Genomic DNA, 18771 nt, shown 5'->3' with positions numbered 1-18771 from the left:
CCGACGACAACGACTGACGCACACCATCCAGCGAGACCAACGGATGGCCCACAACTGACCCGCTGGAACCGGCCCGTTTTGAGCCGTTGCCGACACCTTCGACGGTGGGAAGCGGAACATCTGCCGACGTAGCCGCCCGTCCGGCAGGACGGCCCGGCCGAACATGGTCAGGCCGATTCCGAGCGAGGCGTCGGCGCCGTAGACGCAGACCGTGGACAGCCAGCCGATCCCGCGCTCCTCGGCGATGCCGCCCACGGCGGCGACGACGACGAACGAGACGGCGCAGGCCGCGCTGAACAGCCCGTACACCCACCGTGGACGCATGGAAACCCCCCGATCGTCCGCTCACCCGCGATGTGCGGGGGGCCCGTTCCTGCGCACCTCGGACGCGGCAGCGCCTTGGTGTCCCTCGGACTGTAGGGCAATCCCGATCCGGACCACCGGGGAAGAAGACGAACCGGATGTCGGCCGCCCCGCCTGCCCGGTCAGGCGAACTCGCGCAGGCGGGGCCGCACTCCCAGCGCGGTCAGGGCCAGCGCCGCCGCCAGTGCCGCCCCGCCCAACCCGGCGGTGATGGCGTCGAGGTCATTGTCGGTCGTCGCGACCGCGGCCTCGAAGGCGCGCTGGTTGATGGCCTGGTTGTCGTCCAGGGCTGCGCTGAGGACGCCGAAGTCGGCGTTGGACTGACCCGGGGTGAGGCCGGTGTTGTAGGTGACGGCGTCCTTGAGCTTGCCCTGGGCGTTCAGCTCGCGGATCTTCCGGTCGTCGCGCTGGTACTGCTGGAAGGCGGCCAGCACCCGCTCCGCCGCGTCCTGTTCACCGGGGAACGTGATGTTGCGCAGTTCGTCGCCGAGGTACCCGCCGAAGCCCACCTGGCCGTGGTCGGCCCGGTGCTTGTCGGCGAGCGCGGCGAGCCTGTCGTTGTACGTGGCCAGGGTGGCGCCGTCGACACGGGCGAAGGACTGGGTCTTGTCGAGGAAGCTCTGCTCGTAGGCCGCCGCCCGGACGGGGTCGGTGAGGTAGCGGCTCTCGTCGGCGTTCAGGTCGTACGCCACCGCTCGGGCCCGGCTGAGGGCGATCACCGAGTCGAAGGAGTTGCTCTTGGCCACCACCAGCTGGTGGTCGGCGCGGGACGTCAGGGTCAGCGCGGTGATCAGCCCCGCGAGGGCGAGCACACTCGTGACGGCCAGCGGCACGTTCACCAGCCGCCGGAAGCGCACCGCCAGCAGCCGCTGCAGCAGGCCGAGCACGGCCAGCGCGAGCAGACCGGTGAGCAGGATCCACCACCAGCCGCCCGCCAGGGCGTCGCGCTGAGCGGTGTAGTTGCCCTCCACGACGGCCGCGTTGGCCTTGGTCACCTCGTCGACCGCCGGGAGCAGCTGCTGGCGCAGCAGGTCGGTGGCCTGCCGGTAGGCCGTGAGCGCGTCCGCGGAGGGGCGGCCGGCCGGCGCGTGGGTCTGCTCCTCCAGCAGCTGGGCGCGGGCCACCAGCGCTTCGTAGCGCCCGAGTTCACCGATGACGGTCTGGACGGCCCGCTGCCCGGCCGCATCACCCGCGACCGCCTCCGTGACGCGCTGCAGGTCGGTGTCGGCCTGGGCGCGCCGCTGCTCGTAGGTGTCCAGGGTCTCCTTGCACAGCGCCGTGAAGTCCGGGTCGGCGCCGAACAGCAGCAGGTTCGCGGCCTGGGCGTCCATGTCGTTGAGCGCGAAGTAGAGGTCCGCCGAGCGCACCACCTGCGGGGCGGCCTGGTGGCCGATGACGTCGGTGCCGTCCCGGGCGCCGCCCAGGACGGTCGCGGTCGCCGTCGCGGCGACGATCAGCGAGGCGAGGCAGAGGCCGGCGAGCCCGCGCACCAGGCGCGGGGTGTTCCACCAACCCCGGCTGCGCCAGGAGCGGCCGAGCCAGTGGCGGGGGGCGCGCGGCGCGGGGAGTGGTACGGCTGTCTCCTGTCGCGCCGTCTCCGGCGTGACCGTTTTCCCCATGACCGCCGTACCGCCCGACGTTCCCGTTGGCATCGCCGCGCGCCCCCTCCCCTGTTTTCACTGGCCGCCGAACCTTTCCCGGAGGAACCCGCCGGGGTCGGGGTTCGGCAAACGGTCCGCCGCCAGGCCCCACGCCCGGGCAGCGAACCGTTTCCTCGCAGCTCACAGTAGGTGCGACCGAACACCTGTCCGCCCGCCCTGACGGGTCCTTGACGCGGCCGAAGGCCATCTTGACGGGGCATTCACGCGGGATCCGTCCAGGTGCGCGGACCCGGCACGGTGCGTGCGGCGCTGCTGGCTCTCAGTGCGCGATCGTCCACTGCTGTTCGGCGGACCCGTCGCAGGTCCACACGCCGAGCGCCTTCCGGTCCTCGTGGTAGGTCAAGCAGTCCTGGTCGGTGATCCTGATCTGGTAGGTGTCACCCGTGACGTTGATGACCTCCCACTTCTGCTCCGCGCTCGCCTTCCAGCCGTTGACATTGGCGAAGTAGGTGCCAGCATTCTCGGTGAGCTCCGGGCCGAGGCCGTTGGTGATCCGGTAGCGACCGCCGCCCGCGTCCTTGAAGGTCCAGCGGGAGTCGGCACCGCCGGGCTTGCCGGCGATCACCGTCGAGCCGGGGGCGTCACCGGTCGCGACGGCACCGAGACCGTTGACCGTCCGCAGGTACACCGGGGTGTCGAGCGGCGGCCGGCCCGAGCCGGACGGCTTGCCCGGCTTGGCGGGCTTCCCGGGCTTGGCGGGCACGCCCGGCGTCCCGGGCTCGCCAACGGGTACGGCGGGCACCACCACGGGCACGGCCGGTACCGCCGGAGAGGCGGTCTGGCCAGGCACGCCCGGGGAACCGGACGGGACGGCACCGGTCAGCGTCCGCCGGAAGTTCACCACGGCGTCGGTGTGGTTGTACCGCTGGCCGGGGCGGCTGGTGCCCGGCGGGTAGGCCCAGTTGTGCTCGCGGCTGGTCCGGTCGAACAGGCCGTAGAAGGCCCAGTTGCCCCAGCCTCCGTCGAAGCCGTTGGCGAACGTGCCGCCGCCGTGGAAGATCCAGATTCGGTAGGTCTGGTCCTCCCGGGAGGTCTGGTCGTGGTAGGTGACGTCGTACGTGAAGTCGACGTCCTCCAGGTGCTCCTCGTAGTTGTGGACGTACCACGGGTCCCCGAAGGCGTTGTTGCCCTTGATGTCGAAGATCATGACGTTGTAGTAGCCGCCGGTCTTGTTCACCAGCAGGTCGAGCAGGCCCTTCACGAAGCCCTCGCGGGCCAGCCGCTTGGCCTCTCCGCTCTGCTGGGCCGCCTGGATGCACCAGACGAAGGCGGTGGAGCCCGGTGTCACCACGTTCGCGGCGTTGCAGTTCTCCTTGACCGGGTCGACGCTCCCGTCGGCCGCCGCCGGCCCGGCCAGGCCTGCGACGGCCAGGGTGCTGAGGCCCGCGGCCGCAGCCGCCAGCTTGATCCTCGACAACACGTGCGCTCCTTCGACTTCGGACCCGAACGGATCCGCCTGGGGAGCACGATGGCAGCGCAGAACGTCGGTTCCGGGGTTCCGTCGGTGATCCTTACGGGATCCATGCGAGCGGGATCAAGAAGGCGCGAATTCCTTTGAACTCCCTCTTCTGAAAGGGCCGTTGGTACGTAAAGGAGCCCCAGGTCGGATGGGCGGAAGCGACGCGACCGCCGGTTCCGGCCGTGCCTGGGCACGGCCGTCCCGGGCACAGCCGGATCAGGGCTGGAAGCGGTAGCCGATCCCGGGCTCGGTGATCAGGTGGCGCGGCCGGGATGGGTCGGGTTCGAGCTTGCGCCGCATGCTGGAGAAGAAGACCCGCAGGTAGTTGCTGTGGTGCGCCGAGTCCGGGCCCCAGACCTCCCTCAGGATCTGCTGCCCGGGCACCAGTCGTCCGGGGTTGGCCAACAGCAGGACGAGGATCCTCCATTCGGTCGGGGTCAGCCGGACCGGGCCGTCCGGACCGGTGACCGTGCCCGCGGCCAGGTCGACGGCGCTGGGCCCGATGCGGGTCGACGCCGGGGGGTCGTGTTCGACGGGCCTGCGCAGCACCGCGCGGAGCCGGGCCAGCAGTTCGTCCATCACGAAGGGCTTGGTCACGTAGTCGTCCGCGCCCGCTTCGAACGCACGGAGCTTGTCCTCGATCTCGGCCCGGCCGGTTAAGACGATGATCGGCACCTTCAGCGTGGAGCGGATGCCGTGGATCACGTCCACCCCGTCGAAGTCGGGCAGCCCGAGGTCGAGCAGGACGGCGTCGGGCGGCGTCCGGCCCACCGAGTCCAGTGCCCGCTGGCCGGTGTCCGCGGTGAGCACCGAATAGTGGCCGGCCTGGAGGGTGATCCGCAGGGTGCGCAGCAGGGCGGGTTCGTCGTCGACGACGAGGATGTGGCTCACCGGTCCTCGTCCCTCTCCGACTCGACGGTGACGAGCCCGTGCCCCGCCTGCGGCGCTACCGGCAGGGTGAGCAGCATGGTGGTGCCGCCGCCGGGGGTGTCCTCGACCTCCAGGCTGCCGCCCATGGCCTCGGCGAGGCCGCGGGAGAGGGCGAGGCCGAGGCCGACGCCGGTGGTGTTGTCGGTGTCGCCGAGGCGCTGGAAGGGCAGGAAGACCCGGTCGCGGTCCTCGGGGGCGATGCCGGGGCCGCGGTCGATCACCCTGATCTCGACCTGGTCGGCGTGGTGGCTGGCGGTGACCAGGACGGGTGCGCCGGGGGCGTTGTGGCGCAGCGCGTTGGTGATCACGTTGGCGAGGACGCGTTCCAGCAGCGGCGGGTCGGCGAGCACCGCTGGGGCGGTGTCCAGGTCCAGGGGCTGGATCGGCGCGTACGGGTCGGGAAGTGAGTCCATGGCACGCACCAGAACGCCCTCCAGCGGGATGGGCGCCAGGTGCAGGGTGAGCGCGCCGGCCTGGAGGCGGCTCATGTCGAGCAGGTTGTCGACCAGTCGGGTGAGCTTGACCAGTGACTCGTCGGCGGTGGCGAGGAGTTCGGCCTGGTCCTCGGGCGAGAACTCGACGTCGGGACTGCGCAGCGAGCCGACCGAGGCGCGGGCGGCGGCGAGCGGGGTGCGCAGGTCGTGGCTGACGGCGGCGAGCAGGGCGGTGCGCATCCGGTCGGCGGCCTTGATGGGCTCGACCTCGGCGGCGACCACGGCGAGCCGGTCGCGTTCCAGGGCGGCGGCGACGTGCGCGGCGAAGGCGGTCAGGACGCGCTGGTCGGCGGCGGGCAGCCGGCGGCCGGTGAGGACGAGCCTGGCCTGCTCCCCCACCGCGACCTCCGTCACCTCCCCTCCGTCGCCGTCCTCGGTGCCCTCCGCCATGCCGTCGTTGCGGGAGATGGTCTCCCCGGTCACGTTGTCGAGCAGGGCGACGGTCCGCATGCCGAAGGCCGTCCGGGACTTCTCCAGCAGGGCGGGCAGTGCGTCGGCGCCACGCAGCACGCTGCCGGCCAGGGTGGAGAGGGTCTCGGCCTCGGCGGTGGCCCGGGCGGCCCGGGCGGTCAGCCGGCCGGCGTGGTCGACGACGGTGGAGACGGCGAGCGCGACCGTCGCGAACACCAGCAACGCGACGATGTTGTTGGCCTCGCCGATGGTCAGATTGTGGATCGGCGGGATGAAGAAGTAGTTGAGGAGCACCGAGGCGATCAGCGCGGCCACCACGGCTGACACCGCACCACCGAGCAAGGCCACTGCCACGACGCCGAGTTGGAAGATCAGTGCGTCCGTGGTCAGGTTCAGCGTCCCACGGAAGTGCGAGAGCACCGCCGTGAGCAGCACGGGCACGATCAGTCCCGAGATTAATCCGGCGATGGTGCGGCGCTTGGAGTGGCGGCGGCCGAGCGAGGGCAGCCGGCCGCGGCCGGTGAACTCGTGGGTGACCATGTGGACGTCGATGTCCTCGGAGGCGTCCACGGTGGTCTGTCCGGTGCCGGGGCCGGTGAGGAAGCGGTTGATCCGGCCGCGGCGGCTGGTGCCGAGGACCAGCTGGGTGGCGTCGTGGGCGCGGGCGAAGGCGAGCAGCGCGGTGGGGATGTCGTCGCCGACGACCACGTGGTAACTGCCGCCCAAGTCCTCGACCAGCTGCCGCTGTTCGGCGAGCGCGCCGGAGGAGGCGCCGGCCAGGCCGTCGCTGCGGGTGACGTGGACGGCCAGCAGGTCCCCGCCCGCCGTCCGGTCGGCGATCCGGGCGGCGCGGCGGATCAGGGTCTCGCCCTCGGGGCCGCCGGTAAGGGCGACCACGACGCGTTCGCGGGTCTCCCAGACCCGGTCGATGCTGTGGGCCGCCCGGTAGTCGCGCAGTCCCTCGTCCACCCGCCCGGCGACCCACAGCAGGGCGAGTTCGCGCAGGGCGGTGAGGTTGCCGACCCGGAAGTAGTTGGAGAGCGCGGCGTCCACCTTCTCCGCCCTGTAGACGTTGCCGTGGGCCATCCGGCGGCGCAGCGCCTGCGGGGCCATGTCGACGAGTTCGATCTGGTCGGCCCGGCGGACCACCTCGTCCGGGACGGTCTCGCGCTGGGGGATGCCGGTGATCTTCCGGACGACGTCGTTCAGCGATTCCAGGTGCTGGATGTTGACGGTGGTGATGACGTCGATCCCGCCGGTGAGCAGCTCCTCGACGTCCTGCCAGCGCTTGGCGTGCCGGCCGCCGGGGATGTTGGTGTGCGCCAGCTCGTCGACCAGGACGACGGACGGGCGGCGGGCGAGCACGGCGTCGAGGTCCATCTCTTCGAACTCGGCGTCCCGGTAGCTTCGTCTGGTGCGCGGCATCACCTCCAACCCGTCCACCAGCCCTTCGGTGAACCTCCGCCCATGGCACTCGATGAACCCGACCACGACGTCCGCGCCACGGTCCTGTCTGCGGTGGGCCTCGTCCAGCATCCGGTAGGTCTTGCCGACCCCCGGCGCGGAGCCGAGGTACACCCTCAGCCGGCCGCGGCGGTGCACGGTGCCGGGGGCGAGGTCGCGAGCCATGGGCGCTGCTCTTTCCTTGTGTGGCTGGCAGGTTGGTGGTGCGCAGACATGGGCTACCGACCCGGGCACGGAGGTGCTCCCCCGTGCCCGGGTCGGTCCGGTCACTCGGCAGATCGATGAAGTTCCATCACTTCTGCTCGCTGAGCGCCTTGTTGAGCAGCACGACGTTCACGCCCTCGTTGCCGAGGAAGCCGATCGAGCGGCTCTCGGTGTACTCGTCGACGAGCTGGTTCAGCTTGTCGACCGGCAGGTTGCGGGCCTTGGCGACCCGGTCGACCTGCTCCTTGGCGTAGGCCGCCGAGATGTCCGGGTCGAGGCCGGAGCCGGAGGCGGTCAGCGCGTCGGCCGGGACGCTCGCCGGGTCGACGCCGTCGAAGGCGGCGACGGCGGCGCGGCGGTCGTTGACGGCCTTCAGCAGGTCGTCGCTGTTCGGGCCCAGGTTCGAGGCGGCGGACGAGGACGCGTCGTAGCCGGTCCCGGCGGCGGAGGGGCGGGGCTGGAACCACTTCGGGTCCGGCTTGGCCTCCTCCTTCGGGTCGTCGGGGTTGACCTTGGCCAGGTTGAAGTTCTGGCCGATCAGGCTGGACCCGATCTCCTTGCCGTCGGACTTCACGATCGAGCCGTCGGCCTTGTCGCTGAAGGCGACCTGGGAGATGCCGGTGACCAGCAGCGGGTAGGCGACTCCGAGGATGACGGTCAGGACCAGGAGCACGCGCAGGGCGGTGAAGTAGGTCCGCACGGAGGCGGGCAGGGGCTTGGACATCGCGGTGGACTCCTCTCTCAACTCAGGCCGGGGATGAACTGGACGATCAGGTCGATCAGCTTGATGCCGACGAACGGCACCACCAGGCCGCCGAAGCCGTAGATCCCGATGTTGCGACGCAGCAGGGAGCTAGCGTCGGAGGGGCGGTAGCGCACGCCGCGCAGGGCGAGCGGGATCAGGCCGATGATGACCAGGGCGTTGAAGATGATCGCCGAGGTGATCGCGGACTGGGGGCTGTGCAGGCCCATGACGTTGAGGTGGCTCAGGCCCGGGTAGACCCCGGCGAACATCGCGGGGATGATCGCGAAGTACTTGGCCACGTCGTTGGCGATCGAGAAGGTGGTCAGGGCGCCGCGGGTGATCAGCAGCTGCTTGCCGATCTCCACGATCTCGATCAGCTTGGTGGGGTTGGAGTCCAGGTCGACCATGTTGCCGGCCTCCTTGGCCGCCATGGTCCCGGTGTTCATCGCGACGCCGACGTCGGCCTGGGCGAGCGCGGGGGCGTCGTTGGTGCCGTCGCCGGTCATCGCGACCAGCTTGCCGCCCTCCTGCTCCTTCTTGATCAGGGCCATCTTGTCCTCGGGCGTGGCCTCGGCGAGGAAGTCGTCCACGCCGGCCTCCTCCGCGATCGCCTTGGCGGTCAGCGGGTTGTCGCCCGTGATCATGATGGTCTTGATGCCCATCCGGCGGAGCTCGTCGAAGCGCTCCCGCATGCCCTCCTTGACCACGTCCTTGAGGTGGATCACGCCGAGGGCCCTCGGGGCCGCACTGCCGATCCGGGACGCGACGAGAAGCGGGGTGCCGCCCGCGGCGGAGATGCCGTCGACGAGTTCGGCGACGTCCTTGCCGACGGTGCCACCGTTCTCGGTCACCCAGTTGGTGACCGAACCCGCAGCGCCCTTGCGCACCGAGTGCACGCCGTCGGCCTCGTCCAGGTCGACACCCGACATCCGGGTCTGGGCGGTGAACGGCACCCAGGTGGCGTGCGTCAGCTCGCCCTGGGCGCGGGCCCGCAGGCCGTACTCGGTCTTGGCGAGGACCACGATCGAGCGGCCCTCAGGAGTCTCGTCCGCGAGGGACGAGAGCTGCGCGGCGTTCGCGAGCTCGTCGACACTCACGCCCTCGGCCGGCTGGAACTCGGCGGCCTGGCGGTTGCCCAGGGTGATGGTGCCGGTCTTGTCGAGCAGCAGGGTGTTGACGTCGCCGGCGGCCTCGACGGCGCGCCCCGACATGGCCAGCACGTTGCGCTGCACCAGGCGGTCCATGCCGGCGATGCCGATCGCGGAGAGCAGCGCGCCGATGGTGGTCGGGATGAGCGCCACGATCAGGGCGACCAGGACGATCATCGACTGCGGGGCGCCCGCGTAGGTGGCCATCGGCTGCAGGGTCACCACGGCGACCAGGAAGACGATGGTCAGCGAGGCCAGCAGGATGTTGAGCGCGATCTCGTTCGGCGTCTTCTGCCGGGCGGCGCCCTCGACCAGGGCGATCATCCGGTCGATGAAGGACTTGCCGGGCTCCGAGGCGATCTTCACCACGATCCGGTCGGACAGCACCTTCGTGCCGCCGGTCACCGCGGACCGGTCGCCGCCGGACTCGCGGATCACCGGCGCGGACTCACCGGTGATCGCCGACTCGTCCACGGACGCGACGCCCTCGACGACGTCACCGTCGCCGGGGATGACCTGCCCGGCCTCGACCACCACGTGGTCGCCGAGCCGCAGGGCCGTACCCGGGACCTCCTCCTCGTCCTGCGTGGCCGGCCAGTTCGTCAGCCGGCGGGCGACACTCTCGGTCTTGGTCTTGCGCAGGGTGTCGGCCTGGGCCTTGCCGCGGCCCTCGGCGACGGCCTCGGCCAGGTTGGCGAAGATCGTGGTGAGCCAGAGCCAGACGGTGATGGCCCACGCGAAGACGCTGGGGTCGGCGATCGCGGAGATCGTGGTGACCACCGAGCCGACCTCGACCACGAACATCACCGGGTTCTTGACCATCACCCGGGGGTCGAGCTTCTTCACCGCGTCCGGCAGGGACGCGACGATCAGCTTCGGGTCCAGCAGCCCGCTGGAAACTCTGTGTGGAGTCGCGTTCCCGGTCTGGTCGACCGGTTCAGGAGTACGAGTGGGGGTGGACATCAGGAGGAGAGACCTTCCGCGATCGGCCCGAGAGCCAGGGCCGGGAAGTAGGTGAGGCCGACGACGATCAGGACGACGCCCGACAGCAGGCCCACGAACAGCGGCTTGTGGGTGGGCAGGGTGCCCGGGGTGGCCGGCACCGGCTGCTGCTGCGCGAGCGAGCCCGCCAGCGCCAGGACGAACACCATCGGCAGGAACCGGCCGAAGACCATGCACAGGCCGAGCGCGGTGTCGTACCAGTCGGTGTTGACGGTGATGCCGCCGAAGGCCGAGCCGTTGTTGTTGCTCGCGGACGTGAAGGCGTACAGCACCTCCGAGAAGCCGTGGGCGCCCGAGTTGAGCATCCCGGCCCGCTCGCCCGGCAGGGCCATCGCCACACCGGTGCCGACCAGCACCAGCGCGGGAGTGGTCAGGATGTACAGCGAGGCGAACTTCATCTCCCGGCCACCGAGCTTCTTGCCCAGGTACTCCGGGGTGCGGCCGACCATCAGGCCGGCCACGAACACCGCCACGATCGCCAGGATCAGCATCCCGTACAGGCCGGAGCCGGTACCGCCGGGCGCGATCTCGCCCAGCATCATGTTGAAGATCGTCAGACCGCCGCCGAACGGCGTGAACGAGTCGTGGAAGGAGTTCACCGCACCGGTCGAGGTCAGCGTCGTCGAGGCGGCGAAGAGGCCGGAGGCCGCGATGCCGAAGCGCTGTTCCTTGCCCTCCATCGCCGCACCGGCCGCCTGCAGGGCGGTGCCGGAGTGCTGCGACTCCGCGAATGTGATCAGGGCCGCCGAGGCCACCCAGAAGATCCCCATCACGGCGACGATCGCGTAGCCCTGGCGGTTGTCGCCGACCATCTTGCCGAAGGTCCGCGGCAGCGCGAAGGAGATCACCAGCAGCAGGAAGATCTCCAGCCAGTTCGTGAACCCGGTCGGGTTCTCGAACGGGTGCGCCGAGTTGGCGTTGAAGAAGCCGCCGCCGTTGGTGCCCAGCTCCTTGATGACCTCCTGCGAGGCCACCGGGCCGCCCGGGATCTTCTGCACGTCGCCCGCGAGGTTGGTCACCTCGTGGAAGCCGTGGAAGTTCTGGACCACGCCGTTCGCCACCAGCACGAGTGCAAAGACGAACGCGATCGGCAGCAGCAGCCGCAGGTTGATCCGGACCAGGTCGACCCAGAAGTTGCCCACCCGGTCGGTCTTGTTACGGGTGAACCCGCGGATCAGCGCGGCGACGATGGCGATGCCGACGGCCGCGGAGACGAAGTTCTGCACCGCCAGGCCGGCCATCTGCACCAGGTGGCCCATCGCGGACTCACCGCTGTAGGACTGCCAGTTGGTGTTGGTGACGAACGAGATCGCGGTGTTCCAGGCCTGGTGGCCCTCCATCTGCTGGACACCCAGGTTCAGCAGCAGGTAGCCCTGCAGGCGGATCAGGCCGTACAGGAAGAGGACGGAGACGGCCGAGAAGGCCAGCACCGAACGCAGGTACACCGGCCAATGCTGATCGGCGTCACCGTCGACGCCGATCACCTTGTAGATGCCGCGCTCGACTCTGAGGTGCTTGGCAGTGGTGAGGAGCTTGGCGATGTAGTCGCCAAGGGGGCGGTAGCACAGGGCCAGCGCGCCGACGAGGGCGAGGGCCTGCATCCAGCCCGCGAGAGTGGAGCTCATGTCAGAACTTCTCCGGGAAGATCAGCGCGACGACGAGATAGCCGACGAGCGCGACGGCCACGATCAGACCAGTGATGTTTTCGACGCTCACAGCTTCTCCACCCCCCGCGCGATCAGGGCGATGACGGCGAACACGGCGACCGTGACACCGACGTAGATGAGATCGGACATGGGCTCCACCAGGGGGCTCAGGGGCTGGAACCGTGGGACGCCACGTGGGCGTCACGGCACCGGGGGAAGACCGGCGGGGAGCAGCCAACCAGCCGGCGGGGGCGCGGTGCCGTCCCCTTACGCCGTCCATACGGGTGATTCCGAAACGTTGACGCGGCTTTGATATCCGCGTCATGCACCCGAGACCCGGGGTTGTCCGAAACGTCTCGGGCCGCCGAACTGCGCCGTCCACGGACGGCTTTCACGGAACTCGCACCAGGGGCGACTCCGGTCGGCCGATGTCACCGGGTGTTCGCAGACCCGCAGTCACCCGTCGGGACGTTCCGGGAATGCGACGGCCCCCGGCATCCTCGTCCGCCACAGTCAGGACGAGGACGCCAAGGGCCGCTGGGGTCACCCGGTGCCGGTGGCACGCGGCACCGGGTGGGTCTGTCGGGCTACTGCCCGGCCTTGCGGCCGTGGTTCGCCTTCTTCTTCCGACGGGCCCTCTTCTTGCGGGCGCGCTTCGACATCGGGTGGGTTCTCCTCGGTACGGGTCGGGTGTCCGGATCAGGCCTGGGTCGGACCGGGTCGGACCGGGTCAGGCCTGGGCGACGAGCTGGTCGGCGAGCTTGGCGAGGCGGCGCTGCGAGCGCTCCTCCTGCGCGATCGCGGCGGTCGGGGCGAGGTCGCCGCCGTCGTAGTACTCGCCGTTGACCAGTGCCGTGTCCGGCAGGCAGAGCTTGACGACGGCCGCCGCGCCCTCCACAGCCGGTGCACCGGTCCGCCCGTAGAGCGGCAGCAGCGCGGTGTCGCACTGGCCCGGGTTGAGGCTGACGGCGGTGACGCCGGAGCCGGCCGGCGCCATGTCGGCGGTCGCCATGGTCAGCGCCAGCTGCGACTGTGCGTAGGCGGCGACCCGGGAGTACTTCTTCGCCCGGTGCGGGTCCGACCAGTTCATCGACGCGGTGCGGTGCAGGGAGGAGGAGACGTTGACGATCCGGGCGTCACCGGCCGCCGACAGCGGGGCGCGCAGCAGCTTCGCCAGCAGGTGCGCGGCGAGGAAGTTGACCTGCAGCGAGACCTCGTTGCCGTCGTCGGTGAGGGTGCAGCGCTCCGGCGCCATGACGGCCGCGTTGTTCACCAGCAGGTCCAGCGCCGGGTAGTGCTTGACGACCGTGCCGGCCAGCACCGCGACCTCCGCGAGGTGGGTGAAGTCGGCCGCCAGCTCGACGAGTTGGTCGCGCCGTGCGCCAGCTGCGACCAGTCGCTCGACGGCGTCCCCGGCCTCGGCGGCCGTCCGGGCATGGACCAGGACGGTGGCGCCGTGCCCGGCGAGGAGTCGGGCGGTCTCCCAGCCGATACCGGAGGAGGCACCGGTGACGAGGGCGGTGCGGGCGGACAGAACAGCGTCGGACATGACCCATCCAAGGGTGAAAGGGCACGGCGGGGTGCCGCCGGGCGCGGTGACGCGCCCGACGGGTGCCGTCCGTGCGGAGATGGTGCTGCGATGAAAGGCTCAGCAGCCCTGCGCCGTCCGTGGACGGCTGCGCAGCGATGCGCCGGGGCTGTTGGCGGCGGAACGAACTTCGACCGAAGCGGCGGCAGTTCGCCCGGGTCCTGGCTCTGCGGGCGGAAGTCCCGCGCTACCGGACCGTGATGAGGACCGCGACAGCGACGACCCGCGGCCGCGTATGCGGCGGGCGGTCGTGGTGGCGTGTCGAGCGGTTCATGTCCTTCATCAAAGTCGGCCCGGCCCCTCGGTGCAAGTCCGCCCCGCCCTCCTGACGAAACCCTGATGCGGACCGGACGACTCGTCAGATCTTCAGAGTCCTCAACCGCACCCGCTTCCGCGGCCACGCGGCGGGCAGGGAGGTGGCCAGCGCCGCTGCGGCGAACAGCGCGAGATGACCGACTTCGGCACCCGACCAGTCGAGCTCGGCGTAGCGGTGCTCGGTGAAGCCGTCGAAGAACAGCCAGGCCGAGAGGGCGGTGAGCGGCGCGGACTGCGGCCGGGCGAAGACCCCCATCAGGGCGCAGAGCGCGGCGTACGCGCCCACGGCGATCCACCCGGTGCGCACCCCGGCGGCGAGGGTGAGACCGGTCGCGAGGAGGCCCCCGGCGACCAGCGTGACGGCGACGGACGTCCCTAGCGACAGCCGCCGGAGCACCGGGTAGTACGTGCGGCCGCCGGATCGGGCGGAGTACATCTGCACGGACGGGAGCTCCTTGGGCCTCTCATGCCGGTCCGGCCGGCGGGCGCAGGCGGGGGTGCAGCTCCCCAGCAAAAGACCCGGGTGGGCGGGGAAGGCGCGTTCTTGACGCGATCCTGATGTGCGCGGGGGCGATTCGAACGCAATCTTGACGGGCGAGCCGCGCCGGGCACCCGAATGCCGACGTCCGGACCGGCCATCAGGGGTTTCGCCCGGACGTCAGGGTTTCGTCAGAGCCGGCCCCGCCGGCGCCAGGCTTCCGTCAACCCGGGTCCGTCGGAGCGGTACCGGGTGAGCCACTGGTGCGGTGTCCGTCTCTACCGCCCTTCTGCCCTTCACCACCCTGCTGCCGTTCGAGGAGCCCGGTACCGAGGCCCTCGCCGCCCACGTCGAACGCACCGGCCACGGCGGCTGGTGGACCGACCGGCCCGACCGGCCCGACTCCGCCCGGACGCTCCTGGTGCACAGCGGGCCCGAACGGCTGCTCCGCGGCGACCCCCGGCACCTCGACCCGGCGGCGCTGGCCCCGCTCGGCCGTGGACAGTTCACGGCGCCGGAGCGCTTCCTGCCGCTGCTCGGACGCACCTTCACCCACGTCACGCCGTGGGTGCGCACGGTCTACGTCCAGCACACCGCGCCACGGCCGGTCTCCCCCCACGTCGCCGACTGGGTAAGGCCGTTGACCCCTCCTGACGTGCCACGGTTCGCCCGGTTCGACACCCGCTCCACGGCATCCGTACCGACCCCCGGCCTTCCGCACTGGCTGGCCCGGACCTGGGGCGGGCACGCGGAGCTGGCCGCGAGCGGCTTCGCCTGGGGCGCCGTCCTCGGCCCCTGCCTGGCCGCGGTGGCCTGCGGGTACCTCGTCGGGCGCCGGCACATGGACATCGCCGTCGCCACCGACCCGGCGTTCCGTCGGCTGGACCTCGCCCTCGCCTGCGCCACGGCCGCCGCCGACGCGGCACGCCACGCAGGTCTGACCCCGACCTGGGCCGCCTCCCGGGTCAACCTCGCCAGCCGGGCCCTGGCCGTGGCCGCCGGCTTCCGCCCGGTCCGCGACGAGGTCGTGTACTGGACCGGCCCCGCCATCGCCCGCTGAGGGCGCCGGACCGACCGGCCGACCGGGCTCCCCGCGTGGCCTGCGGAGCGGCATCCGTCAAGGAGCCGCCAAGGCCTGGTCCCGGGACGTCATGGTTCCGTCAGCACCGGCCCGTCCGAAGCGGGTGCGGACTTCACTGGAGGTGTGGGCGGACAGCCGCCCGCACGAAAGAGGAGTTGAACGGCCATGACCGACACCACACGTGTGATCGTCGGGCTCGACGGGTCCTTGGGCAGTCTCGCCGCGCTGTACCGCGCGGTGGCGGAGGCGACCGCGCGCGGCGCGGTCCTCGTGCCGGTCACCGCGTGGCAGCCGACCGACGGGGACGGCCTCCGCCCGCTGTCGGAGCTGGAGCACGCCGCGCACAAGCGGGTCGACACCGCGTTCGAGCAGGCCTTCGGCGGCTACCCGACCGATGTGGTCATCCACCCCATAGTGGTCCGGGGCGACGCCGGTCCCGCGTTGACCTCGGCCGTCACCTCGCAGGGCGACCTCATCGTCGTCGGATCCGCCGGCCACGGCCGACTGCGGCGGGTCCTGCACGAGTCGACCGCCCGCTACTGCCACGCGCACGCCGCCTGCCAGGTGATCACCGTCTCCCCCTCCGAGTTGCTGCACAGCCTGGAGTCCGCCGTCCGCCGAGGCGAACCGATGCTCCTCGCCGCCGGCGCACGTACGCGCTAACCAGCGATAGTCGCCCCGCCCGGACCGGACCGACGGAGGCCGAAGACGAAGGTCGTGCCACCGCCCGGCGTGCTCTCGACGGTGAGCTCGCCGCCCATCGCGTCGGTGAAGCCCTTGGCGACGGTCAGACCGAGCCCGACACCCGCGACCCGGCCGCCGACCCCGTGGTGGCTGTGGTGGAACGGCTCGAAGAGGTGCTCGCGCTCCCGGTCGCCGATCCCGGGGCCGTGATCCACCACCCGTACGTCCACCCGGTCCGCCACGGCGCCCGCGTCCACCCGGACCGGGACGCCGGGCGGCGACCAGGTCTGCGCGTTGGCCAGCACGTTCGCCAGCGCCCGCTCCAGCAAGCCCCGGTCGGCCTCCACCGGAGGAAGCCCCTCGGGGAGGTCGAGGACCACGGGCGGCCCACCGGACGGGAGACTGTCGACCGCCGCGACCAGGACGCCGGCCAGGTCAGTCGGCCACAGCGTCACCGGCACCCGCCCGGCCTGGAGACGGCTCAGGTCGAGCAGGTTGGCGACCATGCGGGTCAGCCGGTCCGCCTCGGCGTCGATGATCACCGCGAAGCGCCGGACGTCCTCAGACGACCAGGCCACGTCGTCGGAGTCGTCGGAACAGAGGCTCGACGCCGACGCCTTGATCCCCGCCAGCGGCTCGCGCAGGTCGTGGGCCACGGCCTCCAGCAGGGTCGTGTGCAACGCGTCGGTGCGGGCCAGCGCCTGCGCCGACGCAGCCTGCGCGCTCAGCCGTTCCAACTCCCGGAGCAGGCGCAGCTGCGTGACGAACGGGCCGAGCAGCCGGGTGTTCTCCTCGCTCAGCGTCGGGCCGGCCAGCACCAGGACGGTGTCCGGGTCCAACTCGGCGGTGAAGGCCGCGTCCTGCGGCCGATTCGGCAGTGGCCCGCCGGCCGTCGTCTGAGGCCGCCAGCCCGCACCGTCGCGGACCAGGATGCCCGTCGCGAACAGGCCGAACGCCAGCCGCAGCCCCTCCAGCAGCTCGGGCAGGTCGCGTTCCCCGTCCTGCACCGACTCCCCGGCCAGCCGGGCGAGCGCCTGTGCCTCCGCACGGGCGCGGGCCGCCTGCTGGGAGCGGCGGGCGAGCCCGTCGATCAGGTGGCTGATGATCCCGGCGACCGCCAGGAACACCACCAGGACCGCCACGTCGGCGCCGCGCTCGACCACCAGGCTGTGCCACGGCGTCGTGAAGAACCAGTCCGCCGCCAGTGCCGAGGCCGCGGTGGTGGCCGCGGCCGGCGCGAGCCCGCCGAGGCGGGCGACCCCGGCCACCACCAGCAGCAGGCACAGCAGGGCGCCGGACAGCCCGAGCGAGTCGCGCAGCGGCGACAGCGCACTCGCCAGGGCCACCGCCCCGACCGGCCCGAGCAGCCATGCCGTCCGGCGTCGGCGGGACGGGACGAACGCGGGCCGGCGCCGACGCGGTGCGTGCGGCAGCGCCAGCAGGTCGGGTGCGGGTGGCGGCAGCACTCGGACGTCGATCGGGCCGGCCAGGCGGATCACCCGGTTGATCACCGAGCCGCTGACCAGTTCCCGTAGGCGCGAACGGTCGGTCGGGCCGAGCAGGATCTGCGTCGCGCTCTCCGTGCGGGCGAAGTCCACGAGGGCCCGCGCGACGTCGTCGCCGGTGATCTCGACGTAGGCGCCGTGCAGTTCGCGCAGCAGCTCGCGTTGGCCGGCCAGGTCGGGCGGCTCCCGCCGGACGGTCCCGTCGTCCGCGCGGACGTGCACCCCGATCAGGTCGCCGTGGACGCGGGTGGCCGTCCGGGCGCCACGGCGGATCAGGTGCTCGCCCTGCGGTGCCCCGTTGAGCGCGACCATGATCCGTTCCTTCGTCTCCCACGGCGCCCGGATGCCGTGCCGGGCCCGGTAGTCGGCCAGCTCCTCCTCCACCCGGTCGGCCAGCCAGAGCAGGGCCAGCTCCCGCAGCGCGCCGAGGTTCCCGGCCCGGAAGTAGTTGTCCAGCGCCACGTCGACCTTGTCGGCCGCGTAGACGTCGCCCTGCGCCATCCGCGTGCGCAGCGCCTCCGGGCTGAGGTCGACCAGCTCGATCCGGTCGGCGGCCCGGACCACCTCGTCCGGGATCTTCTCCCGCTGGACGATCCCGGTGATCTGCTCGACCACGTCGTTGAGGCTCTCCAGGTGCTGGATGTTCAGCGTCGTCGCCACGTCGATCCCGGCGTCCAGCAGCTCCCGCACGTCCTGCCAGCGCTTGGCGTTGCGACTGCCCGGGACGTTCGTGTGCGCCAGCTCGTCCACCAGCGCGAGCGCGGGGCGACGGACGAGCAGGAAATCGAGGTCGAGCTCGGTCAGCGCGATCCCCCGGTACGGAACGGTGCGGCGCGGGACCACCGGCAGGCCGGCCAGCTGCTCCTCGGTGCCCCGGCGGCCGTAGGTCTCGACGAACCCGACCACCACGTCCAGCCCGCCGTCACGCAACCGCCGCCCCTCGGCGAGCATCGCGTACGTCTTCCCGACGCCCGGCGCCGCCCCCAGGTACACCCGCAGCTTCCCGCTCACCACCTCCACCTCCACGTCCATCGTCCGCCCGGACGGACCAGGCGGAAGGGCAAGGAGCGGAAGTCAGGTCTCCGCGTCGGACCTGCCTTAGCCGAAGAACCCATCCTGCGCCCCCGCCGACGTCCCCGTTCGGGCGCCACCCAGGCGGCGACAGGGCGAAAGGCTACGCGCCCGGTCGTTCCGCGCCCGGCAACCAGCCCGGCGGGTCGCCCGGTCGGCCGACGGCGGTCCGCGGGCAGTCGTTGATGCAGGCGCTACACCCGAGCGCACCATAGACGGGAGGGCCGAAGCAAGCACGTCCCGAGACGGCGTACACCCTCGACCGAGGCAACCGGCGGCGGCCGGCCCGCTGGACAGCTGGCCGGCGGCGGGGCCGACGCACCGGTGAACGACTCCACAACCGTGCCAGCCGCGACCATCGGAAGACTGGCGGGCCCGGGTCGCCGGTCTGCCGGCCTTCGGGTCGCCTGCCTTGTCGGCGACGGCCCGGTCTTCGACAGCATCGCGCCCGAACACTCCGCGTCGGCCTCCGCCGCTCGCCGCAGGCTCTGTCACCGGACGGCCGGTCTTCTGGACGGGCTG

At 71.6% G+C, this 18771-nt stretch carries 15 protein-coding genes; 2 read left to right on the top strand and 13 right to left on the bottom strand.

Annotated elements, in window-relative coordinates; translation table 11 throughout:
• The 12 genes from ACZ7KX_RS20880 to ACZ7KX_RS20825 form a co-directional block, all read right to left on the bottom strand.
• Positions 1–309, bottom strand: a 309-nt coding sequence (locus ACZ7KX_RS20880; protein WP_470327720.1) for a hypothetical protein, incomplete at its 3' end; no start/stop codon positions are given.
• 176 nt (positions 310–485) lie between these two features.
• Positions 486–1982 carry a hypothetical protein gene (locus ACZ7KX_RS20875; protein ID WP_470327719.1) on the bottom strand — a complete coding sequence of 499 codons (1497 nt, stop codon included), beginning with the start codon at positions 1980–1982 and terminating at the stop codon, positions 486–488.
• A gap of 301 nt (positions 1983–2283) precedes the next feature.
• Positions 2284–3441 carry an RICIN domain-containing protein gene (locus tag ACZ7KX_RS20870; RefSeq protein ID WP_470327718.1) on the bottom strand — a complete coding sequence of 386 codons (1158 nt, stop codon included), beginning with the start codon at positions 3439–3441 and terminating at the stop codon, positions 2284–2286.
• A gap of 258 nt (positions 3442–3699) precedes the next feature.
• On the bottom strand, positions 3700–4374 hold the full coding sequence (locus ACZ7KX_RS20865) for a response regulator (protein ID WP_470327717.1): 675 nt from the start codon (positions 4372–4374) through the stop codon (positions 3700–3702).
• Positions 4371–6947, bottom strand: coding sequence for an ATP-binding protein (locus ACZ7KX_RS20860; RefSeq protein ID WP_470327716.1), 2577 nt, complete (start codon positions 6945–6947; stop codon positions 4371–4373). Before ACZ7KX_RS20860 ends, ACZ7KX_RS20865 begins: the two co-directional genes overlap by 4 nt.
• 127 nt (positions 6948–7074) lie before the next feature.
• Positions 7075–7710, bottom strand: coding sequence for a potassium-transporting ATPase subunit KdpC (gene kdpC, locus ACZ7KX_RS20855; protein ID WP_470327715.1), 636 nt, complete (start codon positions 7708–7710; stop codon positions 7075–7077).
• A 17-nt stretch (positions 7711–7727) separates the two neighbouring features.
• Positions 7728–9842, bottom strand: a complete 2115-nt coding sequence (kdpB, locus tag ACZ7KX_RS20850) for a potassium-transporting ATPase subunit KdpB (protein WP_470327714.1) — start codon at positions 9840–9842, stop codon at positions 7728–7730.
• Positions 9842–11506: a potassium-transporting ATPase subunit KdpA gene (gene kdpA, locus ACZ7KX_RS20845; protein WP_470327713.1), complete on the bottom strand. Its 1665-nt coding sequence runs from the start codon at positions 11504–11506 to the stop codon at positions 9842–9844. Before kdpA ends, kdpB begins: the two co-directional genes overlap by 1 nt.
• A 1-nt stretch (position 11507) precedes the next feature.
• Entirely contained in the window at positions 11508–11597 is a 90-nt protein-coding gene (gene kdpF, locus ACZ7KX_RS20840) for a K(+)-transporting ATPase subunit F (RefSeq protein ID WP_396531890.1), read from the bottom strand.
• A gap of 517 nt (positions 11598–12114) precedes the next feature.
• Positions 12115–12189 (bottom strand): 50S ribosomal protein bL37, encoded by a 75-nt coding sequence (locus ACZ7KX_RS20835; RefSeq protein ID WP_373313685.1) that lies wholly within the window; start codon positions 12187–12189, stop codon positions 12115–12117.
• Between the two features lie 68 nt (positions 12190–12257).
• On the bottom strand, positions 12258–13076 hold the full coding sequence (locus tag ACZ7KX_RS20830; protein WP_470327712.1) for an SDR family NAD(P)-dependent oxidoreductase: 819 nt from the start codon (positions 13074–13076) through the stop codon (positions 12258–12260).
• A 397-nt stretch (positions 13077–13473) separates the two neighbouring features.
• Positions 13474–13872, bottom strand: a complete 399-nt coding sequence (locus ACZ7KX_RS20825; RefSeq protein WP_470327711.1) for a hypothetical protein — start codon at positions 13870–13872, stop codon at positions 13474–13476.
• A gap of 304 nt (positions 13873–14176) precedes the next feature.
• Between ACZ7KX_RS20825 and ACZ7KX_RS20820 the strand changes: the two genes are divergently transcribed.
• Both ACZ7KX_RS20820 and ACZ7KX_RS20815 read left to right on the top strand, forming a co-directional pair.
• The gene (locus ACZ7KX_RS20820; protein ID WP_470327710.1) at positions 14177–14968 is read left to right on the top strand and encodes a GNAT family N-acetyltransferase; all 792 of its coding nucleotides are present in this window, start codon (positions 14177–14179) and stop codon (positions 14966–14968) included.
• Positions 14969–15154: 186 nt separating this feature from the next.
• Positions 15155–15652, top strand: coding sequence for a universal stress protein (locus tag ACZ7KX_RS20815; RefSeq protein ID WP_470327709.1), 498 nt, complete (start codon positions 15155–15157; stop codon positions 15650–15652).
• Here ACZ7KX_RS20815 and ACZ7KX_RS20810 read toward each other — a convergent pair.
• Positions 15649–18189 carry an ATP-binding protein gene (locus tag ACZ7KX_RS20810; protein ID WP_470327708.1) on the bottom strand — a complete coding sequence of 847 codons (2541 nt, stop codon included), beginning with the start codon at positions 18187–18189 and terminating at the stop codon, positions 15649–15651. The two genes, ACZ7KX_RS20815 and ACZ7KX_RS20810, sit on opposite strands and share 4 nt — an antisense overlap.
• Positions 18190–18771 lie beyond the last annotated feature (582 nt).

Source organism: Kitasatospora sp. NPDC038210 (genome assembly GCF_055600605.1).
This window is presented reverse-complemented; position numbering and strand designations above follow the sequence as displayed.

Bases quoted from the DNA above. Each gene is read 5' to 3' on its own strand.
- ACZ7KX_RS20875 (WP_470327719.1), bottom strand. From the start codon at position 1,982: ATGGGGAAAACGGTCACGCCGGAGACGGCGCGACAGGAGACAGCCGTA.
- ACZ7KX_RS20860 (WP_470327716.1), bottom strand. From the start codon at position 6,947: ATGGCTCGCGACCTCGCCCCCGGCACCGTGCACCGCCGCGGCCGGCTG.
- kdpC (WP_470327715.1), bottom strand. From the start codon at position 7,710: ATGTCCAAGCCCCTGCCCGCCTCCGTGCGGACCTACTTCACCGCCCTG.
- kdpB (WP_470327714.1), bottom strand. From the start codon at position 9,842: ATGTCCACCCCCACTCGTACTCCTGAACCGGTCGACCAGACCGGGAAC.
- kdpA (WP_470327713.1), bottom strand. From the start codon at position 11,506: ATGAGCTCCACTCTCGCGGGCTGGATGCAGGCCCTCGCCCTCGTCGGC.
- ACZ7KX_RS20830 (WP_470327712.1), bottom strand. From the start codon at position 13,076: ATGTCCGACGCTGTTCTGTCCGCCCGCACCGCCCTCGTCACCGGTGCC.
- ACZ7KX_RS20815 (WP_470327709.1), top strand. From the start codon at position 15,155: ATGACCGACACCACACGTGTGATCGTCGGGCTCGACGGGTCCTTGGGC.